The sequence below is a fragment of the Streptomyces sp. JJ38 genome (assembly GCF_019303475.1).
Taxonomy (GTDB): Bacteria; Actinomycetota; Actinomycetes; order Streptomycetales; family Streptomycetaceae; genus Streptomyces.
Genome location: NZ_JABLSI010000063.1, coordinates 1 through 24,407 on the forward strand (window position 1 = coordinate 1; position 24,407 = coordinate 24,407).

The 24,407-nt window shown below is 74.7% G+C and carries 22 protein-coding genes and 1 riboswitch; of the genes, 9 read left to right on the forward strand and 13 right to left on the reverse strand.

The features are described 5' to 3' along the window. A partial coding sequence (cobG, locus tag HPT28_RS24275; RefSeq protein ID WP_257579357.1) for a precorrin-3B synthase occupies window positions 1–1,296 on the reverse strand: 1,296 nt, incomplete at its 3' end. 129 nt (window positions 1,297–1,425) lie between these two features. Next, window positions 1,426–1,502: riboswitch (cobalamin riboswitch) on the forward strand. 58 nt (window positions 1,503–1,560) lie between these two features. On the opposite strand from cobG, the gene cobN reads away from it, so the two are divergent. Further along, window positions 1,561–5,160 (forward strand): cobaltochelatase subunit CobN, encoded by a 3,600-nt coding sequence (gene cobN, locus HPT28_RS24280; protein ID WP_219093712.1) that lies wholly within the window; start codon window positions 1,561–1,563, stop codon window positions 5,158–5,160. A gap of 39 nt (window positions 5,161–5,199) precedes the next feature. Here the strand turns inward: cobN and HPT28_RS24285 are convergent, their stop codons facing one another. Together HPT28_RS24285 and HPT28_RS24290 are read right to left on the reverse strand one after the other, a co-directional pair. Then, window positions 5,200–5,709 carry a hypothetical protein gene (locus HPT28_RS24285; RefSeq protein WP_219093715.1) on the reverse strand — a complete coding sequence of 170 codons (510 nt, stop codon included), beginning with the start codon at window positions 5,707–5,709 and terminating at the stop codon, window positions 5,200–5,202. 196 nt (window positions 5,710–5,905) lie between these two features. Next, window positions 5,906–6,877 carry a LuxR C-terminal-related transcriptional regulator gene (locus tag HPT28_RS24290; protein WP_219093718.1) on the reverse strand — a complete coding sequence of 324 codons (972 nt, stop codon included), beginning with the start codon at window positions 6,875–6,877 and terminating at the stop codon, window positions 5,906–5,908. Window positions 6,878–7,296: 419 nt separating this feature from the next. Between HPT28_RS24290 and HPT28_RS24295 the strand changes: the two genes are divergently transcribed. Next, the gene (locus HPT28_RS24295) at window positions 7,297–7,797 is read left to right on the forward strand and encodes a hypothetical protein (protein ID WP_219093721.1); all 501 of its coding nucleotides are present in this window, start codon (window positions 7,297–7,299) and stop codon (window positions 7,795–7,797) included. A gap of 99 nt (window positions 7,798–7,896) precedes the next feature. On the opposite strand, the gene HPT28_RS24300 is transcribed toward HPT28_RS24295, so the two are convergent. The 4 genes from HPT28_RS24300 to HPT28_RS24315 all read right to left on the reverse strand — a co-directional run bounded on the left by HPT28_RS24300 (window position 7,897) and on the right by HPT28_RS24315 (window position 11,176). Further along, window positions 7,897–8,538, reverse strand: coding sequence for a phosphoribosyltransferase (locus tag HPT28_RS24300; protein ID WP_219093723.1), 642 nt, complete (start codon window positions 8,536–8,538; stop codon window positions 7,897–7,899). Window positions 8,539–8,592: 54 nt separating this feature from the next. Further along, window positions 8,593–9,270: a dienelactone hydrolase family protein gene (locus HPT28_RS24305; protein WP_219093725.1), complete on the reverse strand. Its 678-nt coding sequence runs from the start codon at window positions 9,268–9,270 to the stop codon at window positions 8,593–8,595. Between the two features lie 113 nt (window positions 9,271–9,383). Continuing rightward, entirely contained in the window at window positions 9,384–10,091 is a 708-nt protein-coding gene (locus tag HPT28_RS24310) for an ABC transporter ATP-binding protein (protein WP_219093728.1), read from the reverse strand. Next, the gene (locus tag HPT28_RS24315; RefSeq protein WP_219093731.1) at window positions 10,088–11,176 is read right to left on the reverse strand and encodes an ABC transporter permease; all 1,089 of its coding nucleotides are present in this window, start codon (window positions 11,174–11,176) and stop codon (window positions 10,088–10,090) included. Before HPT28_RS24315 ends, HPT28_RS24310 begins: the two co-directional genes overlap by 4 nt. A gap of 292 nt (window positions 11,177–11,468) precedes the next feature. Between HPT28_RS24315 and HPT28_RS24320 the strand changes: the two genes are divergently transcribed. Both HPT28_RS24320 and HPT28_RS24325 read left to right on the forward strand, forming a co-directional pair. Beyond that, window positions 11,469–12,689, forward strand: coding sequence for an ATP-binding protein (locus tag HPT28_RS24320; protein WP_308119496.1), 1,221 nt, complete (start codon window positions 11,469–11,471; stop codon window positions 12,687–12,689). Window positions 12,690–12,772: 83 nt separating this feature from the next. Beyond that, window positions 12,773–13,387, forward strand: a complete 615-nt coding sequence (locus HPT28_RS24325; protein ID WP_219093771.1) for a response regulator transcription factor — start codon at window positions 12,773–12,775, stop codon at window positions 13,385–13,387. 19 nt (window positions 13,388–13,406) lie between these two features. On the opposite strand, the gene HPT28_RS24330 is transcribed toward HPT28_RS24325, so the two are convergent. Next, window positions 13,407–13,583, reverse strand: coding sequence for a hypothetical protein (locus HPT28_RS24330; RefSeq protein ID WP_219093737.1), 177 nt, complete (start codon window positions 13,581–13,583; stop codon window positions 13,407–13,409). A 121-nt stretch (window positions 13,584–13,704) separates the two neighbouring features. Here HPT28_RS24330 and HPT28_RS24335 point away from each other — a divergent pair, with 121 nt between their 5' ends. After that, window positions 13,705–14,112 (forward strand): hypothetical protein, encoded by a 408-nt coding sequence (locus HPT28_RS24335; protein ID WP_219093740.1) that lies wholly within the window; start codon window positions 13,705–13,707, stop codon window positions 14,110–14,112. A gap of 95 nt (window positions 14,113–14,207) precedes the next feature. Here HPT28_RS24335 and HPT28_RS24340 read toward each other — a convergent pair whose 3' ends face one another. Further along, window positions 14,208–14,819, reverse strand: a complete 612-nt coding sequence (locus HPT28_RS24340; RefSeq protein WP_219093743.1) for a GNAT family N-acetyltransferase — start codon at window positions 14,817–14,819, stop codon at window positions 14,208–14,210. A gap of 183 nt (window positions 14,820–15,002) precedes the next feature. Further along, window positions 15,003–17,234, reverse strand: coding sequence for a catalase/peroxidase HPI (gene katG / locus HPT28_RS24345; protein ID WP_219093746.1), 2,232 nt, complete (start codon window positions 17,232–17,234; stop codon window positions 15,003–15,005). A 480-nt stretch (window positions 17,235–17,714) separates the two neighbouring features. On the opposite strand from katG, the gene HPT28_RS24350 reads away from it, so the two are divergent. Further along, on the forward strand, window positions 17,715–18,128 hold the full coding sequence (locus HPT28_RS24350) for a Fur family transcriptional regulator (protein ID WP_219093749.1): 414 nt from the start codon (window positions 17,715–17,717) through the stop codon (window positions 18,126–18,128). Window positions 18,129–18,269: 141 nt separating this feature from the next. After that, complete coding sequence (locus tag HPT28_RS24355) at window positions 18,270–19,349, forward strand: alpha/beta hydrolase family protein (protein WP_219093751.1); 1,080 nt, start codon at window positions 18,270–18,272, stop codon at window positions 19,347–19,349. A 21-nt stretch (window positions 19,350–19,370) separates the two neighbouring features. Here the strand turns inward: HPT28_RS24355 and HPT28_RS24360 are convergent, their stop codons facing one another. The 3 genes from HPT28_RS24360 to HPT28_RS24370 form a co-directional block, all read right to left on the reverse strand. Then, complete coding sequence (locus HPT28_RS24360; RefSeq protein ID WP_219093754.1) at window positions 19,371–19,616, reverse strand: LapA family protein; 246 nt, start codon at window positions 19,614–19,616, stop codon at window positions 19,371–19,373. Window positions 19,617–19,652: 36 nt separating this feature from the next. Then, window positions 19,653–20,063 (reverse strand): SHOCT domain-containing protein, encoded by a 411-nt coding sequence (locus HPT28_RS24365; protein ID WP_219093756.1) that lies wholly within the window; start codon window positions 20,061–20,063, stop codon window positions 19,653–19,655. 312 nt (window positions 20,064–20,375) lie between these two features. After that, window positions 20,376–21,803 carry a PLP-dependent aminotransferase family protein gene (locus HPT28_RS24370; protein ID WP_219093758.1) on the reverse strand — a complete coding sequence of 476 codons (1,428 nt, stop codon included), beginning with the start codon at window positions 21,801–21,803 and terminating at the stop codon, window positions 20,376–20,378. Between HPT28_RS24370 and HPT28_RS24375 the strand changes: the two genes are divergently transcribed. Together HPT28_RS24375 and HPT28_RS24380 are read left to right on the forward strand one after the other, a co-directional pair. Beyond that, window positions 21,802–23,040, forward strand: a complete 1,239-nt coding sequence (locus HPT28_RS24375) for an aminotransferase class V-fold PLP-dependent enzyme (protein ID WP_219093760.1) — start codon at window positions 21,802–21,804, stop codon at window positions 23,038–23,040. The two genes, HPT28_RS24370 and HPT28_RS24375, sit on opposite strands and share 2 nt — an antisense overlap. Next, window positions 23,037–24,353: an MFS transporter gene (locus HPT28_RS24380; RefSeq protein ID WP_219093762.1), complete on the forward strand. Its 1,317-nt coding sequence runs from the start codon at window positions 23,037–23,039 to the stop codon at window positions 24,351–24,353. The genes HPT28_RS24375 and HPT28_RS24380 overlap by 4 nt, the downstream gene beginning before the upstream one ends. The last annotated feature ends 54 nt before the right edge of the window (window positions 24,354–24,407 follow it).

Consider the following 24,407-nt stretch of genomic DNA (forward strand, 5'->3'; position numbering starts at 1 on the left):
GGGGTGGCCGCGGGCCGCGGCGAGGGCGGCGGCCAGCTCGGCGGGGCGGGCGGCGACGTCCCGGGGACGCTCGGCGCCCGGCTCGGTGACGCGGTAGCCCTCGCCCGTCGCCAGGACGTCGACCCGGGTGCCCTGCGGTCGGCCGCAGCGCCGCTCGCAGCCGGACCAGTACACAGGGAGCCCGGGGACCGCGGGCAGCGCGGCGGCGGCGTCGGCGCGCACGTCGGCCAGGGACTTGGCGCAGCCGGGGCGGCCGACGCAGGCGCCGACCCCGATCCAGGGCGAGCCCGGGTCGGTGACGAGCCCCGTGGCGTCCAGCGAGGCCAGCAGCGCCGCCGCCCGGTGCCGGGGCACGCCCGGGACCAGGACGCCGCGCCAGGGGGTGAGGAGGATCTCGCCGGAGCCGTCCCGTTCGGCGGCGTCCAGCAGGGCCCGCCACCGGGGGCCGGTGAGGAGTCCGAGCGGGGCGAGCGCGGAGAGCGTCACCGGGGCGCCGGGGCCGGAGACGACACCGGGGGACGGGCCGGGGCCGGTGGGCGGGGCCGCCGAGGAGTCCGGGCCCGTGGCCGGGACGCCCGCGTCGCGCAGGAGCCCCGGCAGGGCAGCCGCCAGGGCGCCGGGCCCGCCGGGCAGTTCGGCGATCCGCCAGACGCGGCCACCCCTCCCGGCGGCCAGGTCGAGGAAGGCCGTGGCGGCGAGCAGGGCGGCCCGGGCGGCCTCGGCGGCGGGGACGACGGCGGCGGCCGTGCCCGCCACGAGCAGCCGCGCCGCGTCGGCCGAGACTGCGAGGAGTGTCACATCGGCGTCGAGCCCGGCGACGTCGCCGCGCCCGTCGTCGAGCGCGAACAGGAAACGGCCGGAGAGGGCGGTCGCGGCGTCGCTGGTGCACAGCAGGGTGTCCAGCTCCCGCAGCCAGGGCCGGACGGACAGATGCCCGGCGCCGTCGAGGCCGGAGAGCGGTGAGGCGAGGACGTTGCGGACCCGCTCGTGGCGCGCCGAGGGCAGCAGCCCGGCCGCGTCGAGCCGTTCGGCGAGCGGTCCGGAGCAGCCCGAAGACAGGCCGCGGAGCTGGACGTTGCCGCGGGAGGTGATGTGGAGCGAGCCGTCGCCGAGGCGGTCGGCGGCGCCTTGGAGGGCCCGGGCCTGGGGTGCCGTCAGCACGCCGCCGGGCAGCCGGACGCGGGCGAGGAGGCCGTCGTCCGCACTGTGCAGACGCAACGTGCCCGGGCAGGCGTCGCCGCCCTCGCGCGGAGGGGGCCCGTCCGGTGACGGGGGCGGGGCGGGGGGCCTGGGCATGCGGGGGAGCATACCGACCGGTCAGAGCCCCGGCTGTGAGGCAGAGGCCCTGCCCCCGGAGCCCGGGCGGCCCTTAGGATGCTCCTCGGCGGACCACCCGGTCCGTCCTCGCCGAAGACGGCGACAGGGGAGGAAGCCCGGTGAGAATCCGGCGCGGTCCCGCCACTGTGAACCCGGCCACACCGGCCCGGGTGAGCCAGGAACTCCCGCCGTCATTCACCCACCGCCCGGGGCGCGGACACCCCGAGGAAGGCCGGACGCCGCATGCTGCTTCTCCTGTCGACGTCGGACACCGACCTGCTGAGCGCCCGTGCGGCCGGGGGGCCCGTGCCGTTCCGGTTCGCCAACCCCTCCCGCCTCCACCTCGACGAGCTGCCCGAGCTGCTCGACGGCGTCGAGCTCGTCGTCGTCCGGCTGCTGGGCGGGGTGCGGGCCTGGCAGGACGGGCTGGACGCGCTGCGCGCGGAGGGGCGGCCCGTCGTCGTCCTCACCGGTGAACAGGCGCCCGACGCCCAGCTCATGGCCGCCTCCACGGTGCCCGTCGGCATCGCCGCCGAGGCGCACGCCTACCTCGCGCACGGCGGCCCGGCGAACCTGGAGCAGCTCGCCCGCTTCCTGTCCGACACGGTGCTGCTCACCGGGCACGGCTTCGAGCCGCCCGCGCCCGCCCCGACCTGGGGCCCGCTGGAGCGGGAGGCCCGCGCCGACGTGACCGGGCCCACCGTCGCCGTCCTCTACTACCGCGCCCACCACATGAGCGGCAACACCGGCTTCGTCGACGCCCTGTGCGGGGCGATCGAGGACGCCGGGGGCCGCCCGCTGCCGCTGTACGTGGCCTCACTGCGCGCGCCCGAGCCGGAGCTGATCGACGCCCTGCGCGGCGCCGACGCGATCGTCACCACCGTGCTGGCCGCGGGCGGTACCCGACCGGCGGAGGCCTCGGCGGGCGGGGACGACGAGTCCTGGGACGCCGGGGCCCTCACCCAGCTGGACGTGCCCGTCCTCCAGGCGCTGTGCCTGACCTCCTCCCGGGCCGACTGGGAGGAGAACGACGAGGGCGTCTCCCCGCTCGACGCCGCCAGCCAGATCGCGGTGCCCGAGTTCGACGGGCGGCTCATCACCGTGCCGTTCTCCTTCAAGGAGATCGACGCCGACGGCCTGCCCGCCTACGTCCCCGACCCGGAGCGCGCGGCGCGGGTGGCCGGGACGGCCGTCCGGTACGCGCGGCTGCGGCATGTGCCGCCGGCGGAGAAGAAGCTCGCGCTCGTGCTGTCCGCCTACCCGACCAAGCACTCCCGGATCGGCAACGCGGTCGGCCTGGACACCCCGGCCAGCGCCGTCGAGCTGCTGCGCCGTCTGCGCGAGGAGGGGTACGACTTCGGCACCGAGGAGGTGCCGGGCCTGGAGTCGGGCGACGGCGACGAGTTGATCCGCGCCCTCATCGAGGCCGGCGGCCACGACCAGGACTGGCTGACCGAGGAGCAGCTGGCCCGCAACCCGGTGCGCATCCCGGCCGCCGACTACAAGCGCTGGTTCGCCACCCTGCCCGCCGAGCTGCGGGAGGCCGTCGAGGAGCACTGGGGCCCGGCGCCGGGCACGATGTTCGTCGACGAGAGCCGCAATCCGGAGGGCGACATCGTGCTGGCCGCGCTGCGCCGCGGCAATCTGCTCATCGTCATCCAGCCGCCGCGCGGCTTCGGTGAGAACCCGGTCGCGATCTACCACGACCCCGACCTGCCGCCCTCCCACCACTACCTGGCCGCCTACCGCTGGATGGCCTCGCCGGCCGAGGACGGCGGCTTCGGCGCGCACGCGATGGTCCACCTCGGCAAGCACGGCAACCTGGAGTGGCTGCCGGGCAAGAACGCGGGCCTGTCCGCCGCCTGCGGTCCGGACGCGGCCCTGGGCGACCTGCCGCTGGTCTACCCGTTCCTCGTCAACGACCCGGGCGAGGGCACCCAGGCCAAGCGCCGCGTGCACGCCACCCTCGTCGACCACCTCGTCCCGCCGATGGCCCGCGCCGACTCCTACGGCGACATCGCGCGGCTCGAACAGCACCTGGACGAGTACGCGCAGATCTCCGCCATGGACCCGGCGAAGCTGCCCGCCATCCGCGCGCAGATCTGGACCCTCATCCAGGCCGCCCGGCTCGACCACGACCTCGGCCTGGAGGAGCGCCCGGACGACGACGGCTTCGACGACTTCCTGCTGCACGTCGACGGCTGGCTGTGCGAGGTGAAGGACGCCCAGATCCGCGACGGCCTGCACGTGCTGGGCGGCGCCCCGACCGGCCCCGAGCGCGTCAACCTGGTCCTCGCCGTCCTGCGGGCGCGGCAGATCTGGGGCGGCACCACCGCCCTGCCCGGGCTGCGCGAGGCCCTCGGCCTGGACGAGTCCGCGGCCACCCGGGTCTCGGCCGACGCCGCCGAGGAGCAGGCCCGCGCCCTGGTGCAGGCCATGGAGGACGCCGGCTGGGACCTCGCCGCCGTGCCGCGCGTGGCCGAGGGCCACGGGGAACAGGTCGCCGCCGTTCTGGAGTTCGCCGCCCGCGAGGTCGTGCCCCGGCTGGCCGGGACGACCGCCGAACTGGACCACGTCGTCCACGCGCTGGCCGGCGGCTTCGTCCCCGCGGGCCCGTCGGGATCGCCGCTGCGCGGCCTGGTCAACGTTCTGCCGACCGGCCGCAACTTCTACTCGGTCGACCCCAAGGCCGTGCCCTCGCGGCTCGCCTGGGAGACCGGCCAGGCGCTCGCCGAGTCCCTGGCGGAGCGCTACCGGGACGAGACCGGCGCCTGGCCCACGTCCGTCGGCCTGTCCCTGTGGGGCACGAGCGCCATGCGTACGGCCGGTGACGACGTCGCCGAGGCGCTGGCCCTGCTCGGTGTCCGCCCGGTGTGGGACGAGGCGTCCCGCCGCGTCACCGGCCTGGAGCCGGTGCCGCTGGAGGAACTGGGCCGCCCCCGCATCGACGTGACGCTGCGCATCTCGGGCTTCTTCCGTGACGCGTTCCCGCACGTCATCGGGCTGCTGGACGACGCCGTCCGGCTGGCCGCGTCGCTGGACGAGCCGCACGAGCGGAACCACGTGCGCGCCCACACCCAGGCCGACCTGGCCGAGCACGGCGACGAGCGCCGCGCCACCACGCGCATCTTCGGCTCCCGCCCCGGCACCTACGGCGCGGGCCTGCTCCAGCTCATCGACTCCCGCGACTGGCGCACCGACGCCGACCTCGCCGAGGTCTACACCGTCTGGGGCGGCTACGCCTACGGGCGCGGGCTCGAGGGCCGCTCGGCGCGCGCGGAGATGGAGAGCGCCTACCGGCGCATCGAGGTCGCGGCGAAGAACACCGACACCCGCGAGCACGACATCGCCGACTCGGACGACTACTTCCAGTACCACGGCGGCATGGTCGCCGCGGTCCGGGCGCTCAAGGGCACGGCCCCGGCCGCGTACATCGGCGACTCGACGCGCCCCGAGACCGTCCGCACCCGCAGCCTGGTCGAGGAGACGTCCCGCGTCTTCCGCGCCCGCGTCGTCAACCCGAAGTGGATCGAGGCGATGCGCCGCCACGGCTACAAGGGCGCTTTCGAACTCGCCGCGACGGTGGACTACCTGTTCGGCTACGACGCGACCACGGGCGTCGTGGCCGACTGGATGTACGACAAGCTCGCCCAGACGTACGTCCTGGACCCGGAGAACCGCGCGTTCCTCCAGGACGCCAACCCCTGGGCGCTGCACGGCATCGCCGAGCGCCTGCTGGAGGCCGAGTCCCGGGGTATGTGGGCCAAGCCGGACGCGGCCACCCTGGAGGCGCTGCGCACGGCGTTCCTGGAGGCCGAGGGCGAGCTGGAGTCCGACGACTGACGGCCGACGGGGGCGCCCGCCCCCGTCAACCCGCCTGGTTCATCCGCCCGTCGTCACCGCCCGGTCCGCGGCCGCGCGGTGACGACGGCGCAGCAGGACCGCGGCGCGCAGCGCGGTCCCCAGAACGAGGGCGCCGAGGAACGGCAGCACCAGGTACACGACGAATCCGACCAGCAGGTTGATGCTGGAGGTCGTCATCGTCAGCACGCGCCAGCTCCACCCGCCGATCACCCCGGCCAGCAGCAGCGGCATCAGAACGGACCACCAGAACGGGTCGTACCCGCGCCAGCGCACCAGCGCCGAGCGGAGCGCGACCGAGAGGGCGAGTGTGACCAGGGCCGCCACGCCGAGGGTGTGCTGCGCCGCCGTGCTGGTGACGAGGGGCTCGACGTAGGACGAGGAGAAGGAGAAGGTGGCGCCGGTGCTCAGGTCGCCGACGGCCCACCAGGTGGCGACCGTCGTGCCGAGGACGAGGCCGGTCCCCGTGGCCGGTACCGCCCATCTCCACGCGGCCAGCCGCTGACCCAGCGGCGGTCTTCGTGTGTTCATGCTGGTGAGTATCGTGCCCCGCGGCGGCGCGGGGAACTGCGCGGGCGACCCCGACGCGCCCGCGGACCGCGACGTGGGGTGCCCGGCACCCCGTGCCCAGGGGTGCCCGGCGCCCAGAGGGGTGCCCGGCGCCGGGGGGCGCGCCTGCCGACCCCGCGCCTCAGGCGCAGACCTCCCGAGCGCGTGCGGGGCACCCCTAGTCGAGGCGGCCGGACTTCGCGAGCAGGTAGGCGAGCTGGGCCCGGCTGCGGCTGCCGTACTCCTCGGCCGCGCGGCGCACGTGGTTGGCGACGGTGCGGGTGCTCATGCCCAGCCGGGCGGCGACGGCCGTGTCCGTGTGGCCCTCCACCATGAGCCGCAGCACCGTGAGCTGCTTGGCGTCGGTCAGTGGCTCCGGGCGGCCCCGCGGGGTGTCGAAGTCGACGGGCTCGGCGCGCTGCCAGGCGTGGTCGAAGACGTCGGCGACGAAGCCGACGACCCCGGGGTGCTCGATGGCCAGGCCGCGGGCGCCCGGCTCGGCGGTGTGGTCGGGGATGAGGGCGAAGGACCGGTCGAAGAGATAGACGCGGTCGAACAGCTCGTCAAGGGTGCGGAACTCGCCGCCGTGGCGCTGCACTTCGGCCATGAACTCCAGCGTCGGCTCGTGGGCGCGCACCGAGTGCTGGTACAGCCCGCGCACCCGGACGCCGCGTTCGAGCAGCCCGAGCGTGGGGGCGAGGTTGCGCTTGAGGACCTCGGGCGGGCGCGGCGCCTGCGGCTGTGCGTAGCAGAACTCGGTGCGGCAGGAGTCCCCGCGCTGCCGCACGACGCCGACGATCACCTGCTGCCCGTGCAACACTCGCACCGGGGCCAGCGATTCACGCACCTCCTGGTCCCACAGGGCGCGCACGTCGGCGAAGGAGTCCTGTAGGGCGGCCAGCCGCTGCCGCCCGCTCGTGATGGACTGCTCGACGGGCTGGGAGAGCCGGTGGGCGGCCAGGTAGGGCGGGACGGGTGTGAACACGCCGGGCTTCTCCTCGTGGGGCACGAGAAGGCCGAGACGCAGCAGACAGTCGGGGACGCGGCCGGACACCGTTCCGCCCGCGAGGGCCTCCCGGTAGGCGGCGAGCCCGGGCTCACAGGGAGCCCCCGGTTCGGGTGAGCCCCCTTCGTCCGCTTCTTCACACATATCGACCACCTGTGGGTTTCCGCATTTCCAGATCGTGCATGCCCAGCACAGTTTCCTCGAACCCCCGGCCGGGACACCATCTGAGGTGTGGGAGCGACGCGACGACTCGACGCGGACCTCCCCGCAACGGGGGTAGCAGAGGGGGCACGGGGGAGCCTCCGGGAGCTGCATCGGCGTGTCCCTCCGGGACCCGTTGGTGCAGCCCCCGGTGCCGTCCACCCCCCCCGGGCACCGCGTCCGCGCCGTCGCGGGGGGCGGTACGGGCCGTGTGGGCCGCGGCTCGCGGGTTCCGCCCTGAGGCCGACACCGGCACCGGCCACCTGTGCCGACGCGCGCGCCGCGTGCCTCCATGCCGTCTTGTGAGCGGTCTGCCGACTTCCTAGCGTGGTCCACCGGGGTGGAGGGCGAGGGGGCTTCGTATGACGGAAGGCACGCTGGGGCGTGTGGGCGCCGCCGAGGAGCTCGTGGACGCCGCGAGCACGCCCTTGCCCGCACCGCCCCGCCGGCGGGTGTACGTCGTCTCCATGCTCCTCTTCGGAGCCGTGGTCGCCCTGGCCGTCTCCTCGCTCTTCGACTGGGCTCCGGCGCGGGTCTTCACCGTCCGTGAGGCCGTCGTCACCGGGGTCGAGGACTGCCCGGCCGAGCCGCCGTCCGTGTCTCCGTCCTTCTGCGCGGCCAGCTGGCGCTTCCCGGGCGGCGGCACCGGCGAGGGCCACGTCGTGCGGGGCGCGGGGCTCGCCGTGGGGGACACGGTCCACGGCGACGCGGACCTCGCCTACGACAACCTCGGGGCGCTCGTCGAGGTGACGGTGCTCTGCGTCGGGGTGAGCCTGATCGTCCCCGGGGTGCTGGCCGCCCAGTGGTACGCGCGCCGCCGCAAGCGCCGCCGGTACCGCTCGTTCGGCTGGGTGTATCCGTGAGCGGCCGCTGAAGGGGCGACGCCTGGGGGAGCGCCCCTGAGGGAGCGCCCCGAGGGAGCGCCCCGAGGGAGCGCCCCCGAGGGAGCGGCGGGCCCGGCGTCAGAAGCGGTCGAGGGTGGCGATGACCTCGTCGTCCGTGACCTGGGCGAAGTCGTCGTACCACTGCCCGACGGCCCGGAACGACTGCGGCTGGTGCAGACACACCAGGTCGTCGGCCTCCCGCTCGACCACGGGGGCGCTCTGCGGGGCGCACACCGGCACCGCCAGCACCAGCCGCTCCGGGCCCAGCGCGCGCAGGTACTGGAGGGCGGCGCGTGCCGTCACCCCCGTCGCGAGCCCGTCGTCGACGACGATCACCGTGCGGCCCGCGATGTCCGGCGCGGGCCTCCCGCGCCGGTACAGCTCCTCCCGGCGGCGCAGCTCCACCCGCTCCCGGGCCACCACGGGGGCGAGCCCGTCCGGGTTCAGGCCCAGCATCGCCAGCGTCTCCCCGTCGTACAGCGGAGCCCCCTCACCGGCGATGGCCCCGACACCGAGCTCGCGGTGGCCGGGCGCGCCGATCTTCCGGGCCACGACGACGTCCAGGGGCGCCCGCAGCGCCGCCGCGACCTCCGCGGCCACGGGAACGCCCCCGCGCGGCAGGGCCAGCACCACGGGATCGGTCACCCCGAGGTCGTCCGCCCAGGTCACCAGCCGGGCGGCCAGCTCCCGCCCCGCGTGCCGATGGTCGCGGAACCGCATGCGCAGAGCCTCCTCGTCCTCATCGTCGTCCTCGGGGAACCCTTCCTCCGGGCCTCAGGCCCCGCCGGAACCGGGTACTCCGGCGCCGAGGAACCAGTCCCGGGCCGCGTCGGCCACCTCGTCCAGCGCCCCGGGTTCCTCGAAGAGGTGCGTGGCACCGGGGACGACGTGCTCGCGGTGCGGGGCCCGCAGTCGCACGGCCGCCTCCCGGTTCAGCCGGAGCACCTCCCGGTCCCGGCCGCCGACGATCAGCAGCACGGGCGCCCGCACCCGCTCCAGCGCGTCCCCGGCCAGATCCGGCCGGCCACCGCGCGAGACGACGGTGCGGACCCGGTCCGGCCGCTCGGCCGCGGCCACCAGCGCCGCTCCGGCCCCGGTGCTCGCGCCGAACAGGCCCACCGGCAGGGCCGCCGTGTCGGGACGCCCGCCCAGCCAGTCCAGGACGTCCACGAGCCGTTGCCCGAGCAGCGGGATGTCGAACCGGTGGCGCGCGGTGACCACGTCCACCCGCTCCTCCGCGCCCGTCAGCAGGTCCATCAGCAGCGTGCCGAGCCCGGCGCCCTGGAGCGCCGCGGCCACCGCCCGGTTGCGCGGACTGTGCCGGGAGCTGCCGCTGCCGTGGGCGAACAGCACCAGGCTCGGGGCGCCCGGCGGTACCGCCAGGTCCCCGGGGATCGCGGACCCGTCGGTGGGAATGGACACGTGTTCGGACTGGGGCTGCTCGGAGGTCATCGCCGCTCCCGGCCGCCGCCGCGCCTCGACCGGCGTCGGCGCGTCGTGCTGGGCTGGTGTTCCACCCTTCGCGGGCGCCTACCTCATGGGCAGTACCCGCGAGCGCCGCACTCTCACGCCGCCCCGCCCGCTTTCTCCGCGACGGCGGCCTCGCCGAGGGTGAGGCGGCCGTCGCGGAGGTGGGCGATCCGGTCGGCGGAGGCCAGGTGGGTACGGTCGTGCGTCACGAGGACCGTCGCCGTGCCCCGCTCCCGGGTGAGCCGGGCCAGCAGCGCGACGACGGCCGCCCCGCGCTCGTGGTCGAGCGCGCTGGTCGGCTCGTCGACCAGCAGCACGGTGGGCTCGTTCATGAGCGCCCGGGCGATGCCGACCCGCTGCCGCTGCCCCCCGGAGAGCCGGTGCGGGCGGCGCCCGGCCTGCTCGGCGAGGCCCACCGCGTCCAGCAGCTCCAGCGCCCGCCCGCGTGCCCGGGCGGGGGAGCGGCCGTCGATCCCGGCCATGACCTGGAGCTGTTCGAGCGCCGTGAGCGCGGGCAGGAGGTTGGGCTGCTGGAAGACGAGGCCGAGCCGGCGGCGCCGCAGCCGGGCGAGCTCGCGGCGGGGCAGGCCCGCCGTGGTGACGCCGTCCACGGTGACGGTGCCCGAGTCCGGGGTGACGAGCGTCGCCGCGACGGCCAGCAGGCTCGACTTCCCGGAGCCGGACGGCCCGACGACGGCGGTGAGGCCGCCACCGGGCACGTCGAGCGAGACCCGGTCGAGCGCGGTCAGCCGGGCGTCACCGTCCGGGTAGCTGAGGGTGACGTCGGTCAGGCGCAGGCTCATCGGGCGCTCCCCAGGGCGATCAGCGGGTCGACGGAGGTGATGCGGCGGACGGAGACGGCCGCCCCGAGCAGGCCGAGCGCGACCAGCACGGCCGCGGGCGGCAGCACGGTGGCCGGAGTGAGGACGAACGGCACCGCGCCGTTCCCGGCGAGAAGGGCGCCGACAGCGACCGCGCCCCCGGTGCCCAGCAGCGTGCCGCCGACCAGCAGCACGAGGGCCTGCCCGAGCGCGTCGCGCAGCAGCCCGGCCGTGGAGGCGCCCAGGGCCTTCAGCACCGCTACGTCGCCCGCCCGCTGGACGGTCCACACCGCGAAGAACGCGCCCACGACGAGGGCGGAGATGACGAACAGGAAGCCCCGCATCAGCTGCAGGGAGCCGTTCTCGGCCGCGTACGAGCCGATCGCGGACAGCGAGTCGTCCGGGGTGACGGTCCGCGTCCCGGCCGCCGCGTCGACGGCCCGGAGGTCGGCGCCGGGGCCGGTGTCCAGGGCGATGACGGTGGCCGTCGGGCTCCCCGCCGAACCGTCGGGCGCCACCCCCTGCCACGCGTCGAGGGTGAGCCACACGACCGGGGCGTGGCTGAAGGAGGCGTCACCGCGCACGGCGGCGACGGTCAGCCGCCGCCCGGCGAGGGTGACGGCGGCGCCGGGGCCGGCCCCCAGCTCCTCGGCGGCGGCGGTCGACAGCACCGCCGTACCGGCGTCGAGCCGGTCGCCGCCCGGGGCGAGCCCGGAGCCGGGACGCACCCCGAACGCGGCCACCCCCACCGTGCGGGCCCCCACCGTCGCCGAGGTCATGGCGATGCCCAACGGCTCGGCGCTCTCTATGCCCTCGGCCTCCGCCCAGCGCCGCCACTGCCCGGCCGTCACGACCGACTCCGCGTACGAGAGCCCCTGCCCCTCCCCGGGCGCCGCGAAGGCGAGCCGGTCGGCGGGCAGCCCGGTGACCGCGGAGACGTTCTCCCGGCCCAGCCCCGCCGTCAGCCCCGACAACAGCCCGACGAGCAGGGTGATCAGGACGATGACGGTTCCCATCAAGGCGAAGCGTCCCCTGGCGAACCTCAGGTCTCTGACGGCGACGAACACGGCGGCGGTGCCTGCCTCTCACGACGGCGGAAGGGGGTGCCACCACCGTCGCTCCTCCACCCGGGGCCCGGCATCGCGCGCAGGACCGCACTTCCCGGATCGGAAGACCGCTGGCCGCTTCCCCCTATCGATAGAGGCCGCCCGCGGATCGGTTCCCTACGCTGGAGGCACTGTGAACGCCGCCGCCCCCGCCTCAGCGCCCGCCCCCGGTCCCGGTCCGACGCCCACCGCCGGCCCCGCCTCAGCGCCCGCCGCCGGTCCCGGTCCGACTCCTGGCCCGGCTACCGGCCCCGTGCCCGTCCTGGTGCCCGGGCCGACCGCGAGAACCCTGGGCTGGTGCCTGCACCTGCTCGTCCTCGGGCTGCTCGGCCTGGCCGCCGCCCGTGCCGTGGCGGAGGGCGGGCCCCGGGCCGGTGCGGTGGTCGCCGTCGCGCTCGCGGCCGGGCTCGGCTACGCGGCGGGCCCCCTGCTCGCCCGCCGCGTCCGGGCCCAGGCCGGGGCCCGCGGCTCCCGGCGGGCCGCCCGCTGGTGGCTCGCCGCCGTGTGCGCCTCGTGGCTGGCCCTGCTGACCCTGTCCCCCGAGGGCGTGTGGGTGGCCTTCCCGCTCTACTTCCTCCTGCTCCACCTGCTGCCGCGCCGGGCCGCGCTCGTCGCCGTACCGGCCACCGCGCTCGCGGCCGTCGCCGCCTTCGCCGCCCACCGCGGCGGCTTCACCGTGGCCATGGCCCTCGGCCCCGTCCTCGGCGCCGCGGTGGCCGTCGCCGTCGTCTGGGGCTACCAGGCCCTGTACCGGGAGAGCGAGCAGCGCCGCCGGCTGATCGAGGAGCTCACCGCCACGCGGGCGGACCTCGCCGCCGCCCAGCACACCGCCGGGGTGCTGGCCGAACGCGAGCGGCTGGCCCGGGAGATCCACGACACCCTCGCCCAGGGATTCTCCAGCATCCAGCTGCTGCTCACCGCGGCCGAGCGCGCCCTCCCCGGGCGGCCTACGAGCGCCGCCGGCTACCTGGGGCAGGCCCGCCAGGCCGCCGTGGACAACCTCGCCGAGGCCCGCCGGTTCATCGCCGCCCTCACCTCGCCCACCCTCGACGGGACCACCCTCGCCGGGGCCCTGGAACGCCTCTGCGCCACCACCTCGGCCCGGCACCCCGTCACCGCGGGCCTGCTCGTGACCGGCACTCCGGAGCGGCTCCCCACCGCGCACGAGGTCGCGCTGCTCCGCGTCGTCCAGTCGGCCCTGGCCAACACCGTCCAGCACGCCGACGCCGGGACGGTCGACGTCACCCTCGGCTACCGGGGTGACGAGGTCACGGTGGACGTCGTCGACGACGGCACCGGCTTCGACCCCGACGCCCCGCCCGCCCCCGACCCGGTCGGCGGCGGTTACGGCCTGTCCGCCATGCGGGCCCGGATGACGGCCCTGGGCGGCACCCTCACCGTCCGGTCCGCCCCCGGCGAGGGCACCGCCCTGACCGCCCGCCTCCCGCGTACCGCGCCGGAGGCCCGCCCGTGACCGGCGGTCCGCCGACGGGCGGTCCCCCGACCGGCGGTCCCCCGACGGGCGGTCCCCCGACCGGTGGCCCGGCCCCCGTCCGCCTGCTCCTGGCCGACGACCACCCCGTCGTCCGCGCCGGGCTGCGTGCGGTGCTGGAGACGGAACCCGGCCTCGTCGTCGTGGCCGAGGCGGCCACCGCCGAGGAGGCCGTCGAGCGGGCGGCCCTGGGCGACATCGACGTCGTCGTGATGGACCTCCAGTTCAAGGGCGGCATGAACGGCGCCCAGGCCACCGCCGCCATCACCGCCCGGCGGGACGCCCCGCGGGTGCTGATCGTCACGACCTACGCGACCGACGCCGACACCCTGCCCGCGATCGAGGCCGGTGCCACCGGCTACCTGCTCAAGGACGCGCCGCCGGAGGAGCTGGCCGCGGCCGTGCGCACCGCCGCGGCCGGCCGTACGACGCTGGCCTCCTCCGTCGCCGACCGGCTCATGCACCGCCTGCGCACCCCCGGCGCGACGCTCACCCGGCGGGAGACCGAGGTGCTCGCCCTCGTCGCCGAGGGCCTGTCCAACCAGGCCGTCAGCGCCCGGCTCCACCTCACCGAGGGCACCGTGAAGTCCCACCTCGCCCGCGTCTACGCCAAGCTCGGCGTCACCTCCCGCACGGCCGCCGTCGCCGCCGCCACCGACCTCGGCCTCATCCGTCGGTAAGGGGTGCAGGACGCGGTGGTCAGAGGGCCAGGCGGCGGATCAGCCTGTCGCGGGTGAAGTCCCGGGACCCCACCGTCAGTACGCCGTCCTCGCCCAGCAGCACGCGCAGCCCCTGCGGCCCCGTGCGGCTGACGCCCTTCCCGCCGCCGGGGCCGTCCGGCCCGTACACGGCGTGGACGAAGCCGGTGTTGGCCACGTCGGCCCTCGCCTAGGGTGCCATCGCGAGGGTGTCCACGTGGTTCGTCACACCACGGTCCTGGACGCCGTCGTTCTCGTCTCCGCAGGCACCCCTTGGACCACACCACCAGGAGGAACCGGTGTCGTACCCGCGACTGCTCACCCCCGAGGAGAGGCTCGCCGACGCGAAGAAGCTGTTGAGCCTCCCGCGTATCGTCGCGATCTGCGGCTCCACCCGCTTCATGGCCGAGATGAGCGAGGCCGATCTGCGGGAGACCAAAGCCGGGGGGATCGTCGTCAAACCGGGCTGTGACCTGAAGTCGCCGCACGAACTGTGGTCCGATCCCGTCGAGGCCGAGGAGCTGAAGGTCCGACTCGACGCTCTGCACCGGGCGAAGATCCGGCTCGCTGACGAGGTGCTCGTCGTCGGCGACTACATCGGAGACAGCACCCGGGCCGAAATCGCCTACGCCCGGTCGCTGGGCAAGCCCGTGCGGTTCACGCACCCCGAAGTCGACCCCGAAGTCGACGCCGACGCCGACGCCTGACCGACCGTCCGCCGCCACCTCGACAACCAGGGCCGCCCGCCGCCTGACCGTCCCGCGGTAGCCCCGCCCGCCGCCCGCCGCGCCGCGGTGGCCCTTCACGGCACTTTAGCGACACGTCCCCGGGGGTTCCCGCGGTGCCGGAACCACTCAGGGGCGAGGATCGACATCAGCGTCGCGTCCACGCGCGCGCCCTCCCACAGCAGCGCGTCGCGCAGCACGCCCTCGGCGACGAACCCGACCTTCTCGTAGACGCGCCGGGCCCGCGGGTTGAACGCGTAGACCTCCAGCGAGACACGGTGCAGCCCGAGTTGCTCGAAAGCGTGGCCGACGATCAGCCGGGTCGCTTCCGTGCCCAGGCCGCGCCCGTGGCCGTGGGGGACGAGGGCGATGCGGAAGTTGCAGCTCTCGTTGCCCCGGTCGTACTCGTTGAGCACCGCCTCGCCGACGACGTTCCCCGTCGCCCGCTCGACGACGGCCAGGTCGACGCGGCCGTCCTGCTCGTCACGGGAGGCGTACCAGCGGCGCAGCCACGGCTCGTCGAAGGTGTCCCCGGCGTGGCTGCCGGTCAGCCGGGCCAGCTCGGCGTCCCGGAACATCGGCGTCAGCGCCGGTACGTCGTCTTCGGTGACGGGGCGGAGGAGGACCGTTTCCCCGGTGAGGGTGGGCTTGGTGAGGAAGTCCGGGGCGCCCGGGGTCTGATCGCTCATGCCGGGCATTGTGCCGGAGCCCGGCCGTGCGGGCTCGCCGATTTCCGCGACCGCCCGCGGTCGCGGTGCCGCGACGCCCCGTGGCCCGAACGCCCCGTGGCTCCCGGGCCCGTACGGACCCGGGAGCCACGGAGGGTGCCGTCCCGCCCCGGCCCATGGCGACCGGGACGGGACGGGGCGGGATCAGGCCAGGTCGAACCGGTCGAGGTTCATGACCTTGTCCCAGGCCGCGACGAAGTCCTTGACGAACTTCTCCTTCGCGTCGTCGCTCGCGTACACCTCGGCGAGGGCCCGCAGCTCGGAGTTGGAGCCGAAGACGAGGTCGGCGCGGGTGCCGGTCCACTTGACCTCGCCGGTGGCGTCGTCCGTGCCCTCGAAGGTGTTGGCGTCCTCGGACGTCGCCTTCCACGTCGTGCCCAGGTCGAGCAGGTTGACGAAGAAGTCGTTGGTCAGCACGCCCGGCTTGTCCGTGAGGACACCGTGCGAGGACTGCTGGTGGTTGGCGCCCAGGACGCGCAGGCCGCCGACCAGGGTCGTCATCTCGGGGGCGCTCAGGGTGAGCAGGTTCGCCCGGTCGATGAGCAGGTACTCGGCCGGCAGGCGGTTGCCCTTGCCGAGGTAGTTGCGGAACCCGTCGGCGACCGGCTCCAGCGCGGCGAAGGACTCCACGTCGGTCTGGTCCTGCGTGGCGTCCACCCGGCCCGGGGTGAAGGGCACCTCGACGTCGTACCCGGCGTCCTTGGCGGCCTTCTCCACGGCCGCGCAGCCCGCGAGGACGATCAGGTCGGCCAGCGAGATCCGCTTGCCGCCGCTCTGCTCGGCGTTGAAGGACTCCTGGATGCCCTCCAGGACGCGCAGCACCGTCGCGAGCTGGTCCGGGTCGTTGACCTCCCAGCCGCGCTGCGGCTCCAGGCGGATGCGCGCACCGTTGGCGCCGCCGCGCTTGTCGCTGCCGCGGAAGGACGAGGCGGAGGCCCAGGCGGCGGACACGAGCTGGGACACGGTCAGGTCCGAGGCGAGGACGCGGCCCTTGAGGTCGGCGATGTCGGCGGCCTCGACGAGCTCGCCCTCGCGCTCCGGCAGCGGGTCCTGCCACAGCAGCGTCTCGTCCGGGACCTCCGGACCGAGGTAGCGCACGATCGGGCCCATGTCGCGGTGCGTCAGCTTGTACCAGGCTCGGGCGAAGGCGTCCGCGAACTCCTGCGGGTTCTCGTGGAAACGCCGTGAGATCTGCTCGTAGGCCGGGTCGAACCGCAGCGAGAGGTCGGTCGTGAGCATCGTCGGGGCGTGGCTCTTGGACGCGTCGTGGGCGTCGGGCACGGTGCCCGCGCCGGCGCCCTCCTTCGGCCGCCACTGGTTTGCCCCGGCGGGGCTCTGGAACAGCTCCCATTCGTAGCCGAAGAGGACGTCGAAGAAGGTGTTGTCCCACTGGACCGGAGTGGGCGTCCAGACGCCCTCCAGCCCGCTGGTGATCGTGTCCCCGCCCTTGCCGGTGCCGTGGCTGTTCTTCCAGCCGAAGCCCTGCTGCTCGATCGGGGCGGCCTCCGGGTCCGGGCCGACGGCCTCGGCCGGGCCCGCGCCGTGCGTCTTGCCGAAGGTGTGGCCGCCCGCGATGAGGGCGACCGTCTCCTCGTCGTTCATCGCCATCCGGCGGAAGGTCTCCCGGATGTCGCGCGCGGCGGCGATCGGGTCCGGGTTGCCGTTCGGGCCCTCCGGGTTGACGTAGATCAGGCCCATCTGGACGGCGCCGAGCGGGTTCTCCAGCTCGCGGTCGCCGGTGTAGCGCTCGTCACCGAGCCAGGTCGACTCCGGGCCCCAGTACACGTCCTCCTCGGGCTCCCAGACGTCCTCGCGGCCGCCGGCGAAGCCGAAGGTCTCGAAGCCCATCGACTCCAGCGCCACGTTGCCGGCCAGGATCATCAGGTCGGCCCAGGACAGGGACTGGCCGTACTTCTTCTTCACCGGCCACAGCAGACGGCGGGCCTTGTCGAGGTTGCCGTTGTCCGGCCAGCTGTTGAGCGGGGCGAAGCGCTGCTGGCCGGCCCCGGCGCCGCCGCGGCCGTCGCTGATGCGGTACGTGCCCGCGCTGTGCCAGGCCATCCGGATGATGAAGGGGCCGTAGTGGCCGAAGTCGGCGGGCCACCAGTCCTGCGAGGTCGTCAGGACCTCGGCGATGTCCCGCTTCACGGCCGGGAGGTCGAGCGACGTGAAGGCCTCGGCGTAGTCGAAGTCCTCGCCGAGCGGGTTCGCCACGGCGGGGTTCTTGGCGAGGATCTTCAGGTTCAGCTGCTCCGGCCACCACTGGCGGTTGCCGCCGCCCTGCGTCGGGTGCGGCGCCCGCCCGTGCGCGACCGGGCAGCCACCCCCGCCCTCGGTCTTCGCGTCGGTGACGATTGCGTCGGGATTCTCAGCCATGGGAAATCCTTCCGGACTTAGCGGATCACGGTGCTCAGGCAAATGCGGGCGGCCGCCGACCGGGGCGCGGGGCTCCGGTGGCCGACCGTGGTCAAGCAGGGTGCCGGGGCCGACCGCGCGGTGGATGACGGTGGAAACACCGCGCGACCGTCACACGACGTGGTGGGGGTCGCCTCGACGTCGAGATGATCACCGCCCGGGCTGCGGCGTCGCGGGGGGACGACGCACGACCGGGCCTTGGCCCTGACCTGCGCCTCTCCGGTACCGGCACCGGCTCGCAGGCGGGCACGCGCCCGGCCGCCGCGCCGGGTGCGACCGCGGTGGCCGGCTCCGGCGCCGGGCGGCGCATCCGTCCGCTGAACCGTCATGTGCTCGTCTCCGCTGTTGTCCCGTCCCTTGGCCGTCGCCGGAACCGATCCTACGATGGACAAAATCCAAGTCAATACATCAGTCCAACGACGCCCCTATAGGCTGGTGACTATGAGTGACCTGCTGGGAAGACTTCGCGGACGCGGCTGGCGCATGACGGCGCAGCGCCGGGTCGTCGCCGAGGTTCTCGACGGCGAGCACGTCCACCTCACCGCGGACGAGGTGCTGGCCCGGGCCGCGGCCCGGCTCCCGGAGATCTCCCGGGCGACGGTGTACAACACCCTCGGTGAACTCGTCGCGCTCGGCGAGGTGTTCGAGGTGTCGACCGACGGCCGTGCCAAGCGCTACGACCCCAACGCCCTCCGCCACCACCACCTGGTCTGCTCGTCCTGCGGCGCCATCCGCGACGTCCACCCCGCCGGGGACCCGCTCGCCGACCTGCCCGCCACGGAACGCTTCGGCTTCACCGTCTCCGACGTCGAGGTCACCTACCGCGGCCTGTGCCCGGGCTGTGCCTCCCTCTGAGCGCGACGGCCCCGTCGCGGTCAGAGGGGGACGCAGCCGGTGTCGGCTCCGGCGGCCCCGGGCAACCGGCGCTGACCCGGCCGGGTGAGATTCCTGGACATCCCTGATGTGCCGGAACGTCCCGGTGTCAACACTGATCCCATGACACCGACCACGCCCGGCGCGTCCCGGCGCCGCTTCCTGCTCGCCTCCGCCGCCTGGGGGCTCGCCACCCCGGCGGTCCTCGCCGCCGCCCCCGCCCACGCGGCCCCCGCCCGTACCGCCGACGGGGCCCCGACCGGTGCGCCGCCGCCCGCGGCTCCGCCTCGCGTCGTGCGGGAGACCCGCGTCACCGAGCGCATCACCGACCTGACCCTCGCCTCACCAGCCCTCGGCGAGCACGCCGCCGTCCGGCTGCTCACCCCCCGCGGCTGGCACCCCCGGCCCGCCCGCAGCCGGTGCTGGCCCACGCTCTACCTCCTGCCCGGGGGTGACGGTGACCACCTCTCCTGGACCGACCACCACCGCATCCAGGACCTCGCCTCCCTCCGCGACACCCTCGTCGTCATGCCGATGATGCCCCTGTACGGCTTCTGCACCGACTGGTGGAACCACGGCGCGGGCGGACCGCCGCGCGTGGAGTCCTTCCACCTGAGCGAGCTGATCCCGCTCATGGAGCGGGACTACGGCGCCGGGCCCCGGCGGGCTGCGGCCGGCGAGTCCCAGGGCGGCTTCGGAGCCCTCTCCTACACCGCCCGCCACCCCGGCCTCTTCCGCGCCGCGGCCAGCTACAGCGGCTTCGTCCACCCGCTCCGCCACCCGCACGCCGTCCGGGCCGGGATGACCTACCTCGGCATGGACTGGCTCGCCCTGTGGGGCCACCCCGACCGGCAGCGCCACATCTGGGCCGCACACGACCCCGCCTGCCTCACACACCGGCTCGCCGGCGTCCCCGTGTACCTGTCCTGCGGCGACGGCCGCCTCGGGCCGCTCGACCCGCCCGACACCGAGCCCGACGACCACATCCCCGGGCTGGAGGACCCCGACAACCCCTTCCCCGACGACGTCCTCTCCCCGACCGAGGCCATCATGCGGGAGGAGAACGAGGCGCTCGCCCTGCTGCTCCGTGCCTCCGGAGCCCGGCTCACGACCCACTTCTACGCCGGCACCCACGACCCGCCCTACTGGGCCCGCGAGCTGCGCGCCTCCCTGCCGATGCTCCTCGACGCGCTGCACGGCTGACGCGCTACACGGCTGACGCGATCAGCGGCGGCGTCGGTACCGCAGCATGAACATGCCGCCGAGGATGCCGAGCGCCCAGGCGATCAGCAGGGCGCCCCACAGCGGCATGGTCACCTCGGGGATCAGCAGCCGGATCTCCACGCTCGTCGTGTTCTCGAAGATGAAGACCAGGGCGATCGCGGTGATCACGGCGAAACCGATCAGCCGACGGACCGCCGGACGCGAACGGAGCGGCGTGCGTGGCTGCTGTCCACTGGGCCCGGCCATGGCAACCCCTTCTCCATTACTCGTGCGGTACCGACGTCAGCCGAGGATCTTCTCCTTCGCCCGCCGGAACTCGTCGTCGGTGATCTCGCCCCGCGTCCGGAGGTCCGAGAGCTTGGCCAGCTCGTCCGCCCGGCTCGGGCCACCGCCCCCGGCGGTCTCGCGGATGTACGCCTCGACGTCCGCCTGGGCGCTCCGCTGCCGCGCGGCCTCGCGATGCGCCATGCCCTTCCCGCGGCTCACCAGGTACACGAAGACGCCGAGGAACGGCAGCACGAGCACGAGGAGCAGCCAGCCGGCCTTGGCGCCGCCGCTCAGATCGTGATCGCGGATGACGTCGGCGATCACCCAGAACAACAGCATCACCCAGATGACCCAGAGGAAGATCCAGGCCGTCGTCAGCAGCGCGCTGAGCAGGGGAAAGTCGTATGCCATCTGCACGGTGTCCATCTCGCCTCCCGCTGGGCGTGCCGGTGTGCCGCACTTTCATCCTGCGCCACCACCCGCACGACGGCGACCCGGCCGCCATCCCCCGGGGCACAGGCCCGTCGGCCGGGCGCGACGGGATATCCACAGCCTGTGCGGGACGGTGCCGGACGTGGCGCGCCCCGGACGACCTGCCGGGCGCGCCCGTCCCGGTGAGCCGCCGCCACGGGGCCGGCCCCGGCTGCGGCCCGGTGAGTGGACGCCCCGCCAGCGCCGTGACCTGCGCGCGTGCGGCGGGATCGTGACGGCGCCCGGGTCGCGGCCCGTACGCCTGCCTCACCCGTCGGCCGGGGCGAGGTCGGCGAGCGTGGCGCCCAGCCGGTGAGCGCCCTCGGCCAGCTCCGCGTGGTCGGCGGTCGCGGCGAACCCGATGCGCAGGTGAGCCGCCGGCGGCTCGGTGGCGAAGTAGCGGCTCCCCGCGCTCACGGCCACGCCGCGTTGGCGGGCGGCGCCGGCGAGGACGGCGTCGTCCACGCCCGGCGGCAGCCGGACCCACAGGTGCAGCCCGCCCGTGGGAATCCCGGTCAGCGTCGCGCCCGGGAGCTCCCGCGTGACGGCGGCGGCCAGCACGGCGCACCGCTCCCTCAGCGCCGTGCCGAGCGAGCGCACGTGCCGGTCCCAGGACGGGGAGCTGAGCACCTCGAGCGCGGCTTCCTGGAGCGGGCGGGTGATGAAGAAGTCGTCGACGAGGCGCACCGCACGCATCCGCTCCATGACCGGTCCGCGGGCCACGAGCGCCCCGATCCGCAGGCTCGGCGCGGCCGGTTTGGTCAGGGAGGTGACGTGGACGACGGTGCCGTCGCGATCGTCGGCGACCAGTGGCTGCGGCACGGTACCGCCGTGCCCGAGGTGCCGCGCGAAGTCGTCCTCGATCACGAACGCGCCCGAGGCGCGGGCCACGTCGAGCACCTGGCGGCGCCGCTCGGACGACAGCACGGTGCCGGTGGGGTTCTGGAACGTCGGCTGGCAGTACAGCAGCCGCGCGCCGGTCATCGCGAACGCGTCGGCCAGCAGCTCCGGCCGCAGGCCGTCGGCGTCCAGGGGTACGGGGACGGGCCGTAGCCCCGCCGCGCGGGCCGCGGCCAGGGCCCGGGGGTAGGTCGGGGACTCGACCAGGACCGGGCTGCCGGCCCCCGCGATGGCCCGGAAGGCGATCGACAGCGCGCTCTGCCCGCCCGCGGTGACGAGCACGTCCTCCGGCGCCACGCTTCCCCCGGCGACCCTGGCGAAGACGGCCCGCAGCGCCGCCAGGCCATCGGCGGGGGCGCGGTCCCAGGCGTCCGGACGGCGTGCCGCCCGCGCGAGCGCCGCGCTCAGTGCCCGGGTCGGCTGAAGCGAGCGGTGCACGTAACCGCCGTCCATCGTGATCGTCCCGGCCGGTGGCGGACCGAGCGGGTCGACGATCAGCTGGGTGTCGACGGCGCGGTCGGTGAGCGCGACCGTCTGCCAGTCGGTATCCGACGCGCCGCCGTCGACCGCGTCTCGGGCGCGGTCGCGCTGCGCCGCGAACGTCCCGCTGCCCGGGCGGGTCACCACCACACCCTCGGCGGCCAGCGCGGCGATGGCCCGGGCCACCGTCGCCGGCCCCACCCGGTACTCCTTGACCAGCTCCCGGCTGCTCGGCAGCCGATCGCCGGGAGACAGCCGGGACACCAGTGTGCGGAGGCTGTCCGCCAGTTCGGCAGAAGTGCTACCGTTGTTCATGGTAGACAACAGTAGCGCTTCCGGTTCTGCTCGGGAAGCACTTCAGCTCGACATCGCCGCCCTGCGGGCTGACACCCCGGGCTGCGGCCAGGTGATCCACTTCAACAACGCGGGCTGCGGACTCCTGGCGGCCCCCGTGGCGAACGCGATGATCGGCCATCTGAACCTCGAAGCCCGGATGGGCGGTTACGAGGCCGCGGCCGCCCGGGCCGCCGAAGTGCGGGCCTTCTACACGGAGATCGCCGCACTCATCAACACCACACCCGACAACATCGCCTTCGCGGGCAGCGCCACCCACGCCTACGCCAACGCCCTGTCCTCGATCCCGTTCCAGACCGACGACGTCATCCTCACCACCCGCGACGACTTCGTCTCCAACCAGATCGCCTTCCTCTCCCTGCGCAAGCGGTTCGGCATACGCGTCGTCCACGCGCCCAACACCCCGGAGGGCGGGGTCGACGTGGAGGCGATGGCCGCCCTGATGCGGGCCCACCGCCCCCGGCTGGTGTCCGCCACCCACGTCCCCACGAACTCGGGCCTGGTCTCGCCCGTCGCCGAAATCGGCCGCCACTGCCGGGAAATGGACCTGCTCTACCTGGTCGACGCCTGCCAGTCGGTGGGCCAGTTCGTCATCGACGTCGACGAGATCGGCTGCGACCTCCTCACCGCCACCTGCCGCAAGTTCCTCCGCGGCCCGCGCGGATCCGGGTTCCTGTACGTGTCCGACCGCGTCCTGCACGCGGGCTACGAACCGCTGTTCATCGACATGCGCGGCGCCCGATGGACCGAGCCGGACCGCTACGAGCCCCTCGGGACGGCCACGCGGTTCGAGGAGTGGGAGTTCCCGTACGCCACGGTGCTCGGCAGCGCCGCCGCGACGCGGTACGCCCGAGAGGTCGGCGTCGAGGCCATCGAGCGGCGCACCCCGGCGCTCGCGGACCGGCTGCGCGACCGGCTCGCCCCGGTCCCGGGGGTGCGCGTGCTCGACCGCGGACCGCGTCTCGCCGCTCTCGTCACCTTCGACGTGGCGGGCTGGCGGCCGCAGCCGTTCAAGGCGGCCATGGACGCGCGCGGCATCAACTCGGCCCTCAGCTTCCGTGAGTTCGCACAGTTCGACTTCACGGACAAGGATGTCGACTGGTGCCTGCGCCTGTCGCCGCACTACTACAACACCGAGGAGGAGGTGGACCACGTCGCGGACGCGGTCGCGGACCTCGCCGGCCGGGGACGGCGATGACCGCCACGCGGACACGCACCGAGGAGCCTCCCGCGGCGAGCCTCTGGCGCAACGGGGACTTCCTCAAGTTCTGGCTCGGCGAGACCCTCTCGCTCCTGGGCACCCAGGTCACGAACCTCGCCCTCCCGCTGACCGCCATCCTCGCCTTCGACGCCACCGACGAACTGGTCGGCGTCCTGCGGTTCCTGCAACTCGTCCCGTACCTCGGGCTCGCCCTCGTCTTCGGGGTCTGGGTGGACCGGGTCCGACGGCAGCGGATCATGCTCGGCGCCAACCTCGTCCGGATGATCCTGCTCGCCCTCGTCCCCGTCCTGTACTGGACGGACGCGCTCAGCATGGTGTCGCTGCTGGCGATCGCCTGCGCCGTCGGCGTCGCGTCCGTGCTGTTCGACGTGAGCTGGATGTCGTACGTGCCCACACTCGTGCGCGACCCCAAGCACTACCCGGAGGCCGCCGCCAAGCTCGGCATGAGCTCCTCGGCGGCCGACGTGGCGGGCCCGGGTCTCGCGGGCGTACTGGTCGGCGCCCTCACCGCGCCCGTGGCGCTGATCGTCGACGCCTTCTCCTACCTGGTGTCCCTCGTCTCACTCCTGCTCATCCGCACGCCCGAACCCAGACCCCGGCCCCCGGCCACGCGACGGCACCTGCCGACGGAGCTGCGGGACGGTCTGCGCTGGGTGCTGAGGAACCCGGTCCTGCGGTCACTGGCCGTCATCGGGTTCTGCTGCAACTTCTCCATGATCAGCGTGTGGACGATGTTCCTGCTGTACGGAACCCGCGACCTGCACCTGGACTCCACGACCCTCGGCGGCATCTTCGCCACCGCCTCGGTGGGCGGTCTGATCGGCGCGGCGATCTCCCGCAGGGTCATCCGGCGCTTCCGGCTCGGCCTCGTCTACCTCGTCGCGCAGGCCGCGCTCCTCACCGGTCCGGCGCTGATCGTCCTGGCCACCGGCCCACGGCCGGTGATGGTGGCGATGTTCGTCCTCTCCTTCTTCACCAGCTACCTCGGACTCGGCGTCGCCGGCGTCGTCATCGTCAGCCTGCGCCAGGCCAGCACCCCGCAGTCGATGATGGGCCGGATGACGGCGGTCTTCCGCACCCTGCTGTTCGGGGGCGGCGCGCTCGGCGGCCTGTTCGCGGGCCTGCTCTCCGGCCGGATCGGCGCCCGGGACGCGTTGACCGTGGCGGCGATCGGCTCCGCCGCGGTGCTCGTCCTGCTCGTGCTGTCGCCGGTGAGCCGACTCCGCGGCCTGCCACCGGCACCGCGAGAACCCACCACGGCGGCAGCGGACGCCCGGACCGCCGGCTGACGAGAGGGGAACGCCGAAGGGCTCCACCGAGAACGGTGGAGCCCTTCGACGTAT